The following is a 12,549-nucleotide window of genomic DNA, read 5'->3' as shown; positions in this document are numbered from 1 at the left end:
ATGCCCGCTTATCAAGCGTGCACCTCATGTTACTGAGAAAGGCTATATTTCAACAAAGTGTCCACACTAGCATTGTGGTCTATGAAAGAAAACAAATGTTTGAAGAGGAGTTTTCCATCTGCATCCAAAACAAACTGAGCAGGCAAAGGAGCACCTAAAGCCTGACCGACTTGATAAGCCCGAAAAACTTGACAGCCTGGATCTGAAAGCAGAGGCATTTTCAAGCCTAAATCTCTAACCACAATTTGGCTTTGGCGATCGTCGGTACTGGCAACCATCAATAATTCTATATTGCGATCGGCAAATTTTTCCCAGTTTTCATTCAAAGCTTTAATGTGAGGAAAACAGAAAGGGCAATATTGCTTTTCAGTAAAAATCCGCGTAAAAGCCAGAACCACCGGTCTATCGCCCCGATAATTCGACAGCCGCACCAATTTGCCATTATTAATATCCGGCAATTCAAAATCTGGCGTCCTCTGTCCGAGGTTCAGAACATTACTCGCCGGAACAGGCAATAAATTTTGGAAAAACCGCTCATTTAACAAGCCGCTAAAATTAGTAGAAGTCAGCATATTTCCTAATTGGGTAATTGCTAATTGCTAATTGGTAATTAAAAATCCGGTTAAATAAATACCTCTGTGGGTAGGGACACGGCAGCGCCGTGTCCCTACAGATATAATGTGCTTAAACTGCAGCAAAGAATACCTTAGACTTGACCGGATCGGGAGTCATAGTCTTGTCACCGGGCTGCCAGCCGGCGGGACAAACTTCATCGGGGTGAGACTGGACGTGTTGGATAGCTTGCAGAGTACGGAGAGTTTCATCCACGTTGCGGCCGAAGGCAAGATTGTTAATAGTAGAGTGTTGGATGATGCCTTCTTTGTCGATGATGAACAGACCTCTGAGGGCAACGCCTGCTTCTGGGTCGAGGACGTTATAGTCAGAACTAATTGTTTTTTTGAGGTCAGCAACTAAGGGATAGTTGAGGTCGCCTACACCGCCTGATTTGCGGTCTGTTTGTATCCAAGCGAGGTGAGAGAATTCGCTGTCAACGGATACGCCGAGGATTTCGGTATCGATTTTCTTGAAGTCCTCGAAGCGATCGCTAAATGCTGTAATCTCAGTCGGGCACACAAAGGTGAAGTCCAAGGGGTAGAAGAACAGGACTACATACTTTTTGCCTTTATAGTCGGACAGTTTAACTGTCTTGAATTCCTGATCGACTACGGCTGTTGCTGCGAAATCAGGTGCAGCTTGACCAACCCGGAGGCATTCACTGGTCATAGATTTTGTTTCCTTTTTTACGAACTGTTACAAATATATCATACTCATAACGACTACAAGTATCTTCTTGAAAAACCAAAAAAACACGCTCTCAATACTGAGAGCGCGGTTTTTTTGATTAAATAATGGCTCAGGCGGGATTTGAACCTGCGACCTTGGGCTTATGAGTCCCCTGCGCTAACCACTGCGCCACTGAGCCAAATCTACTTCACGATTTACTATCGTAGCACGGTAGGGCTAGCTATGTCTTGTTTTCAAACAACACTATTTCTAATAACTTCCAGTAAAAGTTATGAGTTTTGGTAATCATTCAAAACCCATAACTTCCGACCAGTCGTTACCGAGAAGCGCTGGACGCATCGTCGGGCAGTAAAGCCATTGGGTTGATAGCACCCTGTCCGGCGGGATGAATTTCAAAGTGCAAGTGCGGCCCGGTACTGAAGCCCGTGCTGCCCATTTCTGAGATCTGTTCCCCTTGAGCAACTCTCTGACCTTTTTGCACCAAAATTCGGCTGTTGTGGGCATAGACAGTCTCAGTGCCGTCAGGATGGGTAATTTCCACCAGATACCCGTAGCCGCCGTCGTTCCACTGAGCATAGGTAACCACCCCGTCTGATGCTGCCACAATTGGCGTGCCGATCGGCCCTGCAATATCAATTCCCTTGTGCATCCGTCCCCAGCGCCAACCGTAGCCAGAAGTAAGAACGCCTTTAGATGGCCAAATGAACCCGTTAGCCGACTGTTGTTTGCCGTTAGGCAGATAAGTATCAGGGTTGGAAAGCGGAGGCAGTTCCGGAGAAACCATGCGTCCCAAAGACGGGTTGCTTAGGAGGTCGTAACCCTCAGAGCCCAAAGGAGCAGTTGCTACCATAGGCTGCTGCCCAGCAGAGGTCGGCGTCAGGTTGATCGGTTGCAGTTCCGCTGCGCGAGCTGGGTCTAAACGCTCTTGCTGCTGCTTCTGAACCTGCTCAGACCATGCTCTCGATGGCGGTCTGCTGATTTCATTCTGCACCGCCTCAGTATAGTCGGGGGTGTAGAGATATGGATTGACACTTGGCATATCCTCAGACGGGTTGACCGAGGGCCCGTCATTTGGAGCCAGGGACACCGCATTGGCGCCGATCGAATTGCGCGAGGCACGATATTCCTCTCGCAGCCTGACAACTTCTGCTCTCAAGCGTTCGGAATAAGGGTTGAGAGCTTCTGCATTGGGGAGAGCCTCCGAATTCGACTCTGGTAAAGCGCTAGTTGGATCGGCATTTGAACCCTGGGCGCTAGTATTTGCCACGAAGCTGATCGGCTGCGGGTATTCTCCCGTAGCGATGGCGGTAGCAGTTGCACTGGCTGGCGAGGGCAGGGCACTGGTGTCAACTGCACCTGTAAATGTTGGTTCGCCTTGAAGATCCAGCTTCCGTGGATCGCTAATGGTTTGGGAAACTTGAGTCAGCGGAATGCTGTTAATTTGGGGAACCATCGGCGCTGAAATATTGTTCAGACCTTCCAGGTTCTCCAGGGGAGAGACAACAGGCACTGTGGGCGCGGGAGCGGCAACGCCAGCACCGGCTATTTCCGAGGTAGACGAGCTGGGGTTCAAAGATGCGGGAACCGAACTTGCCGCCCAGACAGATGTAGAGTTGGAGGCAGAATAAGAGACTGCCGCCTGCACCCCTGGATTTTTTAACCCAACTGGGGGAATTTTGAGCCGTTGATTGACATTCAGAAAGTTGGGGTTGCCGAGCTTGTTGACGGAGATCAGATCTTTGGGCGATACGCCGTGACCTTTGGCGATCGCATCTACCGTATCTCCCGGACGCACGCTGTAGAGAACCTCAGCCGGCGCGGCGGTACTTCCTGCAGGGGGGACTAGCACAGCCGAGGGCAAACTGGGTGTTGCCAAAGACTGTTCAATTGACTCGAATGCTCGATCGGGCGATGCTGCTTGACCTCCCCCGGAATTGGGAATTACAGGTGTGGCATCGAGGTCAGGAATAGTTGTCCCAGTTGCATATCCGGGGGTGGTCAGCGTCGGTGCTGACTCGGGCAAAAATGCCGTAGGTGTAGATGAATTGGCTCCCCCCTCCGACCCGAACATAGTTCGACCCGATTCTGTGGTGCGGTTTTCCTGTTTTTTCAAACTGTCGATCGCCCCGTCTGCATTCGGGATCTCGATCAAACTTTGTTCCGGCACCGTCGTGACCAGCGGGGTCGCTGCGGTTGATGGCAGCGCTGTCATGGCTGCATTATCCAATGGCTCGGAGCCAGTCAGATTTAACTCTTGTTCGGGATTGACCGTCGCTGCGCTATCTAGCGAAGCCGATGTGCTATAGCCGGCGTTCTCTTGTGGTGTGGCTTCCGTCGCAGTCGGAATTCTGAGCTGTTGGCCAACTTGGAGTATGGTATCGGGTTTGATGTCGTTGGCAGTTGCTAGTACCAACGGTTCAACTTCATAATCCCGAGAAAGCTCCCAAAGGCTTTGCCCCTCCTGCACCTTAACCGTCACCGGCTCAGAAGGTGATCCGGGCTGTTCGGCCCTGGAACCGTCAACTTGTGCGGACGTAACGGACCCGTTGGCCGATACTGGCTGTACTTCAGCGGTGGATTCCGATGTCGGTGCGAGTTCAGACGCGCGAGCGCTGTCTCCATTTCTCGGTAGCAGGATGCCAGAAGCACCTACCGATATTGCCAGCCCGATCGTGGCGAGAGAGCGAACTCTGCCTGTGCTGAGCGTTGTCTGTTTGGATGGTTCCGCAGAACCGTCTCTGTCGATTTCACTAGCCTGAACAGGCTTAATTTGGGGATATGTTCGTTTCAAAAAAACGACCTCCTACTGAGAAGCGCTAACTGTCCTTGGAAACACTCAAGGGGATCGCATGACGCTGAATTTAAATCAACAAGCAAAAATATTCTGATTGTTGACAGCTATCATGCTTAGGCCAGATTACCTTGCTTTTTTAATTTAGACAAGCTCAAACCGTCAGAAATTTTTAAATTCTCGGTCTAACCTGCTGCAATTAACCCCGAAAGCCTTACACTGCAATAGCTGGAACGAATACATAAAATCTTCATTCCCGTAAGGCTCTGAACTCTTACCTATTATCCGACTTTAGGCTAATTTCCGGACAGGCTACAACCGTATATTTACTAGATATAGTGTTCTGACCTAAGCTGGTGTTCGCTGACGCCCTAAATCGCTAAAATTATTTATTTTTTTTGCTGAATCCTCTTGGCAGTCATTTGGTGTTGCTGATAACAATCTGTTTTTGAATGAATAAAATATATTAATGTCGGCTATCTAGATTTTCACCGCTTTGATACAAATTTCTTATATTTAAAAGAAGATTTGGCAGCCTGCTGCAGGTATTAAATATCTATATATTTATGTGTTGATAATGGTTTATCCCAGCTCGCCCAACTGTCGTTTTGCCTCAAATAAACCCACAGCGGCGCTGACGGAGAGGTTCAAACTCCTGACTCCAGGCTGGCTCATCGGAATAAAAACTGTGGCTTCGCAGGCATCCAAGACGAATTGGGGAATCCCTGCAGTTTCCGAGCCAAACATCAGCCAGTCGCTGGGCTGAAATTGGAATTGCGCGTAATTGCATCGCCCGCCAGTGCTGAATCCGATCGCTCGTCCCCCGCGCTGCTGCCGATAGGCCAGAAAAGCCGCTAAGTCTTCGTGGCACTGGAGATTGACGTAGGGCCAGTAATCTAAGCCGGCCCGTTTCAGGTAGCGATCGCTAATTTCAAACCCCAGCGGGCCCACTAAATGCAGTTCTGTGCCTGTGGCAGCGCAAGTGCGGGCGATATTGCCAGTATTCGGGGGGATTTGCGGGTGAATCAAGACAAGTTGGGGCATGAAGCTAATTAAAAGCGAAAAATACAACTATGGGGAAATTTATAAAACTACCCACAGGTAGATATACCTTATAGCTTTTATTTATAACCTTTGTCGAGCTCTATTGATTAAATATTCTAATTCGTTTTTGGGCCTCGCTCTGCAACTTTTGAGATGGAGGTTCGGGCTATTTGTATTGGCTGAGTAGGCATAGCCAGGGGGCTAGTGAAAGCCCCCGTTATTATAACGGCGGGTACTTCAGGCAACTAACTGGGCGCACAAGTTGTCTTCTAGCTCCCATTCTTGGTGAGCCATCCCCTGAATCCCTTGCAGAATAATACTGCGGGTGTCCGAACCGCCCTCGTGTAGCTTCAACCACTGCTGGGCCGTGTTGCCTTCCCGGAGAATCTTTTTGAGTGGCGAGAGAAAGCAACTAAAGCCGCGTTTTTTGGCTATAGGCCACACTTCGCGGTAAATTTCCTCAATCCAATCTCGTGCCAGAATAGTTCTGCCGTCTTGCCAGTGGGTAAGTTCGGCATCCAAACTTTGCCGGGATGCAGCAATTTCGTTGGCGTCTGTGAGAGCAACTAAGTCTTGGTTGCGGGTGGCCGCCGGTAAGGTGCTGACTTCTAAGGGGTCTAAGCTGGGGTCTTCCATCATCTGCCAAATGCGAGCTTCTAGTAAGGCAGTGATGGCTAACAAAGCCAGAGGATTGACTTCGAGGTCGCAAATTCTCAGTTCGAGGCGGTTGAGACAGTAGGGGCGACGATCGCCATTTGGTCGCACTGCAGACCACAAATGGCGGACGTTTTGCATAGTACCGAGTTCTAGCTGTTCTTCAGTCCACTGGATGTAATGTCTGTGACTTTCAAACAGGGGGACGATGGCGGGAGTTTTGGGAAACAAACCCCACCGAGTGGAGTGATAGCCCGTGACTTCGCCGTCGAGGAAGGGGGAAGATGCGCTCAAGGCAAGGTATAGCGGTGCTTCGACGCGGGCAAGGCGGATGGCGCGCATCAGCATTTCTGGTTGGGAGATGCCGATGTTGATGTGAATGCTGGCAGTGACGACTTTGGTGCCGTAGGTTTGCTCGATGTAGGTGTGGTAGGGGTTGTTGGGATCGGATCTGTAAAATCGATCGCTCCCCCCCAGAGACAAGGTACTTCCCGGCAGCAAGGTATAGTCGCCCAATTGTTTGAGATACTCGCGCAGCCGGACTCGCGGCTTGACTAAGGCGCACAGCAGGCGATCGTAGCTCGACAGCGGGGCGGTCGTGTACTCCACATTGCGGCTATCAGGCTCCCGCACAAATCCCTCTAGATCGGCAACTATGCGATCGGAGAGACCGACAACCTCACCTTCGGGAGTGCCGGTATACATTTCTACTTCAAAGCCTTTTGATAGCAGCACGTTTATTCCTCAGCTAAGTTGAGTGCTAGTTTCTAGTATCCCAAAAATTGACCTGTTCATACTATCTTCCACGAGGCAGAGTTGAATTTTTTCGCGAATGGCACTGAAACGGGGTTTTTCGGCGCCCGCTTTGTTTGAGCGTTTGTTTCCTAGTTGAGGGCTTGCCACGACAAATACTTCCCTCGCAAAGAGTTTCCGAGGCGGTTTTAGACTCAAAAACGCTGTTTGTTCGATCGCGGGCGTATTTCATTCGTCATTGGTTACGATCGCACCTATGGTGAAGAGAACCCTCCCCTGGCTCAGACACAACTGAGAAAGCATTGCCTACTGCCTTTCTTTCTTCTAGCTTCTTCCTTCTCCTGTCTTCCTTCTTCTCTTTTCCCTATTCCTCCTCCCCTATTCCTTCTCGCCTATTCCTTCTTCCTTCGACATCTGTTTTCTGCCTTGAGGGGGATAGCCGCTGATATATCTTGGGTGCGATCCTAAAAGAGGACTCTGCAATATTTTTGAGCTATTATTAACCCCTAAAAATCCCTGTGAAAGAGCCAGAGAAAACCCCTCCCAATTTTTGGAATATGCTAAGCAATTTAGCCTTAGTCCGGTTTTTGCTTTTATTTGCTTCAGGTTGGGCTGGACTGCAACTTTTAGCTTACTTTGAAACAGCAGTCGCGGTTTTCACGATTGCTGCTCTCGTGGCTTTTTTGCTCAACTATCCGGTGCGAACTCTCCAGAGATTTTTACCGCGAAGTTTAGCTGTCGCCTTCGTTGTCCTGCTCACCATTTTAGTTTTTGGCGGTCTCACCGTCACTGTAGGCGTCACTCTTTTATCTCAAGGGCAGCAATTAATTGACAGCATGACTGAATTTGTGAATGCTCTGGCGCCTCTGTCCGAGCGCATCGAAGCATTCCTGCGGGCGAGAAACCTGCAAGTTAACCTACGAGTTATTGAGGAACAACTGCGAAATCAAGCTTTGGCTGGAGTTGTTTCGAGTATTGCTTTTTTACAAGTATTTTTAACCAATTTATTGAATTTAATATTAATTATGGTAGTGGCTTCTTTCATGTTACTTGATGGAGAGAGGCTGTGGCTGTTAGTTCTAAAATTTATACCCAGACATCTGCACAGGCGTTTAAGTGTAACAATAGAGAGAAACTTTTTAGGATTTTTTCAGGCACAAATCCTGTTAATGTTATTTTTGACAACAGCAAGCTTTGTAATTTTCCTGCTGTTAGATGTGAGATTTCCTTTAATTTTAGCATTTCTTATCGGATTGTTTGATTTAGTTCCGGGAATCGGAGCGACGCTAGGAATTAGCTTAGTGTGTTTTATTGTATTGTCTCAAAATGTGTGGCTAGCTTTAAAAGTATTGGTAGCTTGCATTGTTTTGCAGCAAATTCAAGACAACTTTATTCAGCCGAGACTCATGCAAAATTCCCTTAACCTCAATCCGGTAGTGGTGTTTTTTGCACTGTTAGTAGGTGCGAGAGCAGCAGGGTTTCTAGGCATATTTCTGGCTATTCCGCTAGCAGGAGTGATAGTTAGCTGGTTTGAAATTGAAGAAATGCAAGCGGAAGGTTAATTGATGCAGCCATCCTATTTTATATCAAATCCGGCTGCAAAATCCGATTCTAACTTGCCGACTAGAAGTCCGCTGCTTCAAAAACTCTCCTGTACCCAACGCGAAACTAAAAGTAAAGAGAAAACAGCAATGTATGGTAAACCTTACTGCGTAAAGTCAATGAATAAATTGCAAGTCAGTAGGAAATCTTTCTTCTTCTGGTTCTGGATCATAAATATAATCGCAGTCAAAACGCAGAGCTTGAGAGTGGCGACTGATAGAAAATCCGCAATTACTCACCATTTCTGTAGTAAAAGTTGCCATGACTAACTCAATGAGCCTTCTGTAGGAAATATTAGGCATTTGAACGTAATAGGTGCGTCTGGCAAAAAAGATCCTCTCATCTTTCGGGAGAATTATACCATTAATTCTGTGTGCGTGTTGAATAGGCTTGATATAGGTTTCAATAAACTGCGACTGATTTTTTTGGAGTCTGGCTAATCTTTCGTGTTGCAACCAGCTCATTTGAAACACAATTTTAATAAATTCAAAGCCCAAAATGTAGTTAAAAACATTATTGCGTTCTTCTGTACTCAAGACAAAGCGGAGTGCAGATTCTAAATATTGGTCAGTTTCTCGGCGCGATTGTTGAGCTGAGTGGATATAAAATTGTTTAATGTAGCTTCTTAAATCTGATTCGTTTAATTGTTTTTTGACTCGAAATCTGATTAAATACTCTTTGACTCGGTGTAGAGTATCTACATCTTCAAACATTTTTGAGACTAAACCGTCGGCTGTATAATCATCTAAAAATTCTGCTTGCAAGTCGGGAGTAGATGCACACAATATGTAGCAGAGGGACAAGACATAGCGCCGTTGGTTCCAAGGCAAGCTTTGGGCCCACTCTTTAACTTCTACAGGGAGTTTTTGGAAGACGGTATCTGTGTGGGAGAGTTGAGCAAGGTCGGCATATTTATATTTTTGTTTAATCATTGCCTGAAACCTTATATTAGTAAGTATACAGAGTAGTAGATCGCAGATGATGGGAGAGGGGAGCTGCGAGGGAGGGCTGCCACTTATTCTGTCTTATTTTATTGGCATCTATCTAAATATACATTCTGTAGGGAACAGGGGGCGTGATCTGTCTCACACTTTTGCGAATTTTAAATCACAAATGCTAGCTCTTCGCATCACATTTGGGGGCGACGAGTGTCACGCATAAAGCTTCTTCACGTCACCGGAGCAACCGTGGGTTTCGTTGAGGATTAAGTCGGGTGATTCATAAGTTTTTGTTAGTAATGATTACTGAGATCAATCATGAACTTGACTACAAGTATTTTCCCGGAAAATCAGTCCCAAGACTTAACTTTTCGCGATCGTCTCCTGCAACCAGTGCGACAGTGGCTCGATAGCATTGCAGTGGGAGAGCCACCAGTAACTCAGTGGTGTGCCAACTTATACCCGCACGGTGTCATTGTGAGAGAGATATCTAGTTATTGGGACACCATTTTTTCCACCTACCGCCTATGTCCAAGCTTAATCCTGTGTATGAGGAATTAATTGGGTTAAGCTTTCGCTCGCTCTCGTTTTTGGGCGGGGTCAGCCAGAACAGATACAAGTTTCCGACAATAGCAAAACTTAAGTGCCAAATAGTTCGCTAAAATTAACCATAGTTAATCGCCCTTGAGGAAGTTTTATGTTGGCCGTTAAACGAGCGCTTAAACTCAATAACAACGAAGCGACTTTGATGGCAAAACACGCAGGATTCCGGCGCGTAGTATTTAATTTTGGGTTAAGCTTGCGGACTCAAATGTATAGCGAGGGGAAACTTACAGACTCGAAGGTACTCAACGAAGTCAAAAAAGTTCTCACCAACCACGTCAAGAAACAGCCTGAATTTGCTTGGATGAACCAGTTGTCTAGCCGAGTCTACCAAAACGCATTAATTGACTTGAAAGATGCGTTTAGTCGATATCGTTTGGGGAAAGCAGGTCATCCAAAATTCGCCAGTCGCCGAAACGGTCAATGTTTTAGGGTCGATTCATCCAAGGGGAAAGTTCTGCTAAGTGCTGGCAACACAATTAAGATGCCTACCTTGGGAACGTTTCGGCCGCGCGTGCCACTAGAATGCGGTTACGTGTCTCAAACTTTCACTATCTCAAAAAAAGGAAGTCGCTGGTTTGTATCATTCTGTGTTGATGCAGAACGTCTACCAGTTGAGCAATCTCAGGCAGCCGTGGGAATCAATGTAGGTATTAAATATGCGGCCACCCTGTCAAACCAGCAAGTCTTTGACGCACCAAAACCTTTGAACCAAGCGAAAACCAAGCTTGCCACTTTACAGCGAAAAGCGTCCAAGCAGGTAAAAGGTTCCCATAACCAGTGGAAAACCTACAATAAAATTAGCAGAATTCACGCCCAAATAGCTTGTATTCGCTCAGATTTCCTTCACAAGTTAACAACTTATTTAGCTAAAACTTTTAAGCTCATCAAGATTGAAGACTTGAATATAAAAGGTATAATGGCGAATCACAAACTGGCTGGGGCAATATCCGATTTAGGATTTTACGAATTCAAGCGCCAACTTGATTACAAGTGCAAAATGTATGGAGCAACTTTAGTCCTGGTAGACCAAGGGTTCCCTAGTTCTAAAACCTGTTTCTAATTGTGGCACTAAAAAAGATATGCCACTAAGCATTCGGACTTTTGACTGTCCTGCTTGTGGCATCTCTTTAGATCGTGATTTCAACGCCAGCATCAACATTTTAAACTGAGACCCCTCGGCAGCCAGGGGGATAGCCTACTTATCTTGGGATTAGCCGTCTACCCAACAGCGTAGGAAGTAAACTCCGAATTGTGTCTAAAGATGGCTTTAGATAAGTTTAGATAAGTTTTACAAAGCAGTAGTGAGCAACCCAAAATTTTAGCTCCTAGTTCCAGCTCCCAGATGTATCTGTGGAGTAAATCTAAAATCTAAAATCGACTGAGGTATGCGGCGAAGATCTAACCCTGTACTACTGATTAAGGGGTGTCATACCTCGATCGCCCATTGATCTCAATTATTTATGGGATCTATCGCTCTGGTAGTTGCGAAAGCCATAATTTAAGCCATAATTGTTGATAATATCAATAGATGCCTCTCGATAGGAGTGGGTATCCATCGTGGCGCTTAACCCAAAAATAACATCAAACGGTAGCAGCAAAAACAACAACTATAAAAATAATTTAATAATCTACGTGGGCTCAGGAAAGTGAATATGTTTAACGCAACTGAACTGCTGATTAAGGCTTTTGTCAATCGCCTGATTGAAGGCTACCGCCACACTTATGGCGGGTTTAAATCTGACTATGGCGAGATTATTGCTTGGGTGGCGAGTATGGCTTTAGAAAATATTGCTAATAGCGATGCTCTTTACCATAATGTCGAACACACTATTTTAGTGACATTGGTGGGACAAGCAATTCTGGGTGGGAAGCACATCCGCGAAGGGGGTGTTTCTTGCGAAGATTGGCTGCACTTCCACATTGCTTTGCTATGTCACGATATCGGGTATGTTAAAGGTGTTTGTCGGCAAGATAGAACAGATTTGGGAATGTATGCGACGGGAATAGGCTCCCTGAAATTAACGCTGCCTCCGGGGGCGACGGATGCTAGTTTGATGCCTTATCATGTCGATCGCGGAAAAATGTTTATTGACGAGCGTTTTGGCGGTCACAAACTGATTGACGCTGAGCTGGTTAAGCATAATATTGAGCTGACTCGTTTCCCAGTTCCTACTGATGCAGATTATCAAGATACTGTAAATTATCCGGGTTTAGTTCGTGCTGCTGATTTAATTGGTCAGTTGAGTGATCCGCGATATTTGCAAAAGATTGCGGCGCTGTTTTACGAGTTTGAGGAAATTGGGCAAAATCGGGTTTTGGGCTATCAGAATCCGGGGGAGTTGCGGGATGGTTATCCGAAGTTTTATTGGAATGTGGTTTATCGGTATGTGAAGGATGCGATCGGCTATTTGGAACTGACGCAGCAGGGGAAACAAGTTGTTGCTAATCTGAGCGCCAATGTGTTCCGGGTGGAGCATTCTCAGGTTCCAGAGTCTGCTGTGGCTGTAGTTAGCTAGGGTTTGGGCGGATGTCCGGCGATCGCTTTTTTTTCGGATAAGTAGGTCGCTCTAATTAAACGTAAAATGCTCTTCTTTTATATCGCCGCAGCACTTAAAGAAGTCGTGGTTCTGGATATTCTTTTTTTTTAGCTCGGCTTACTTAAATCTGAACTTCCCCCTGCAAATATATTTACACAGGCTCAAAAGCCTCTAAGCACAAAGGTTTCAATGGTGGAGTAAAAAATTGTGTACCCATGTAGATGAGTGATAAGCTGTTGCACATTTAAACTGTGATACAAGCATTACCCTTGTTTTTGATTTTGCGACCCCATTTAATTATTAATTGCCCTTCATTTAA

At 46.4% G+C, this 12,549-nt stretch carries 12 protein-coding genes and 1 tRNA gene; 6 read left to right on the top strand and 7 right to left on the bottom strand.

Translation table 11 applies throughout. The features are described from left to right. Positions 1 to 29 precede the first annotated feature (29 nt). The 6 genes from QUA36_RS27185 to gshA form a co-directional block, all read right to left on the bottom strand. Positions 30 to 572 carry a redoxin domain-containing protein gene (locus tag QUA36_RS27185; protein WP_333459710.1) on the bottom strand — a complete coding sequence of 181 codons (543 nt, stop codon included), beginning with the start codon at positions 570 to 572 and terminating at the stop codon, positions 30 to 32. 112 nt (positions 573 to 684) lie between these two features. After that, positions 685 to 1,284 (bottom strand): peroxiredoxin, encoded by a 600-nt coding sequence (locus QUA36_RS27180; protein WP_190663488.1) that lies wholly within the window; start codon positions 1,282 to 1,284, stop codon positions 685 to 687. Between the two features lie 126 nt (positions 1,285 to 1,410). Next, a tRNA-Met gene (locus QUA36_RS27175) sits at positions 1,411 to 1,483 on the bottom strand. Between the two features lie 138 nt (positions 1,484 to 1,621). Beyond that, on the bottom strand, positions 1,622 to 4,096 hold the full coding sequence (locus QUA36_RS27170) for a peptidoglycan DD-metalloendopeptidase family protein (protein ID WP_333459709.1): 2,475 nt from the start codon (positions 4,094 to 4,096) through the stop codon (positions 1,622 to 1,624). Positions 4,097 to 4,678: 582 nt separating this feature from the next. Next, positions 4,679 to 5,140, bottom strand: coding sequence for a tRNA (cytidine(34)-2'-O)-methyltransferase (locus QUA36_RS27165; protein WP_333459708.1), 462 nt, complete (start codon positions 5,138 to 5,140; stop codon positions 4,679 to 4,681). Positions 5,141 to 5,377: 237 nt separating this feature from the next. Further along, a complete protein-coding gene (gene gshA, locus QUA36_RS27160) occupies positions 5,378 to 6,529 on the bottom strand; it encodes a glutamate--cysteine ligase (protein ID WP_333166006.1) in 1,152 nt (383 codons plus the stop codon). Between the two features lie 536 nt (positions 6,530 to 7,065). On the opposite strand from gshA, the gene QUA36_RS27155 reads away from it, so the two are divergent. Continuing rightward, complete coding sequence (locus QUA36_RS27155) at positions 7,066 to 8,109, top strand: AI-2E family transporter (RefSeq protein ID WP_333166008.1); 1,044 nt, start codon at positions 7,066 to 7,068, stop codon at positions 8,107 to 8,109. A gap of 156 nt (positions 8,110 to 8,265) precedes the next feature. On the opposite strand, the gene QUA36_RS27150 is transcribed toward QUA36_RS27155, so the two are convergent. Continuing rightward, positions 8,266 to 9,081 (bottom strand): cobyrinic acid a,c-diamide synthase, encoded by an 816-nt coding sequence (locus tag QUA36_RS27150; protein ID WP_333459707.1) that lies wholly within the window; start codon positions 9,079 to 9,081, stop codon positions 8,266 to 8,268. A gap of 324 nt (positions 9,082 to 9,405) precedes the next feature. Here QUA36_RS27150 and QUA36_RS27145 point away from each other — a divergent pair, with 324 nt between their 5' ends. The 5 genes from QUA36_RS27145 to QUA36_RS27135 all read left to right on the top strand — a co-directional run bounded on the left by QUA36_RS27145 (position 9,406) and on the right by QUA36_RS27135 (position 12,209). After that, positions 9,406 to 9,648 (top strand): hypothetical protein, encoded by a 243-nt coding sequence (locus QUA36_RS27145; protein ID WP_333166012.1) that lies wholly within the window; start codon positions 9,406 to 9,408, stop codon positions 9,646 to 9,648. Continuing rightward, positions 9,615 to 9,749 (top strand): Mo-dependent nitrogenase C-terminal domain-containing protein, encoded by a 135-nt coding sequence (locus QUA36_RS31455; RefSeq protein WP_445300049.1) that lies wholly within the window; start codon positions 9,615 to 9,617, stop codon positions 9,747 to 9,749. The genes QUA36_RS27145 and QUA36_RS31455 overlap by 34 nt, the downstream gene beginning before the upstream one ends. 35 nt (positions 9,750 to 9,784) lie before the next feature. Further along, entirely contained in the window at positions 9,785 to 10,753 is a 969-nt protein-coding gene (locus tag QUA36_RS27140; protein WP_333459706.1) for an RNA-guided endonuclease TnpB family protein, read from the top strand. Positions 10,754 to 10,772: 19 nt separating this feature from the next. Next, positions 10,773 to 10,862, top strand: a complete 90-nt coding sequence (locus QUA36_RS31450) for a zinc ribbon domain-containing protein (protein ID WP_445301458.1) — start codon at positions 10,773 to 10,775, stop codon at positions 10,860 to 10,862. A 483-nt stretch (positions 10,863 to 11,345) separates the two neighbouring features. Further along, on the top strand, positions 11,346 to 12,209 hold the full coding sequence (locus QUA36_RS27135; RefSeq protein WP_333166017.1) for an Npun_R2479 family HD domain-containing metalloprotein: 864 nt from the start codon (positions 11,346 to 11,348) through the stop codon (positions 12,207 to 12,209). Positions 12,210 to 12,549: the final 340 nt, after the last annotated feature.

The sequence above is a fragment of the Microcoleus sp. Pol10D4 genome (assembly GCF_036701555.1).
Classification (GTDB): domain Bacteria; phylum Cyanobacteriota; class Cyanobacteriia; order Cyanobacteriales; family Microcoleaceae; genus Microcoleus.
This window is presented reverse-complemented; position numbering and strand designations above follow the sequence as displayed.

Coding starts and splice junctions, on each gene's coding strand:
- QUA36_RS27185 (WP_333459710.1), bottom strand. CDS start 572: ATGCTGACTTCTACTAATTTTAGCGGCTTGTTAAATGAGCGGTTTTTC.
- QUA36_RS27180 (WP_190663488.1), bottom strand. CDS start 1,284: ATGACCAGTGAATGCCTCCGGGTTGGTCAAGCTGCACCTGATTTCGCA.
- QUA36_RS27165 (WP_333459708.1), bottom strand. CDS start 5,140: ATGCCCCAACTTGTCTTGATTCACCCGCAAATCCCCCCGAATACTGGC.
- QUA36_RS27150 (WP_333459707.1), bottom strand. CDS start 9,081: ATGATTAAACAAAAATATAAATATGCCGACCTTGCTCAACTCTCCCAC.
- QUA36_RS27145 (WP_333166012.1), top strand. CDS start 9,406: ATGAACTTGACTACAAGTATTTTCCCGGAAAATCAGTCCCAAGACTTA.
- QUA36_RS31455 (WP_445300049.1), top strand. CDS start 9,615: ATGTCCAAGCTTAATCCTGTGTATGAGGAATTAATTGGGTTAAGCTTT.
- QUA36_RS27140 (WP_333459706.1), top strand. CDS start 9,785: ATGTTGGCCGTTAAACGAGCGCTTAAACTCAATAACAACGAAGCGACT.
- QUA36_RS31450 (WP_445301458.1), top strand. CDS start 10,773: ATGCCACTAAGCATTCGGACTTTTGACTGTCCTGCTTGTGGCATCTCT.
- QUA36_RS27135 (WP_333166017.1), top strand. CDS start 11,346: ATGTTTAACGCAACTGAACTGCTGATTAAGGCTTTTGTCAATCGCCTG.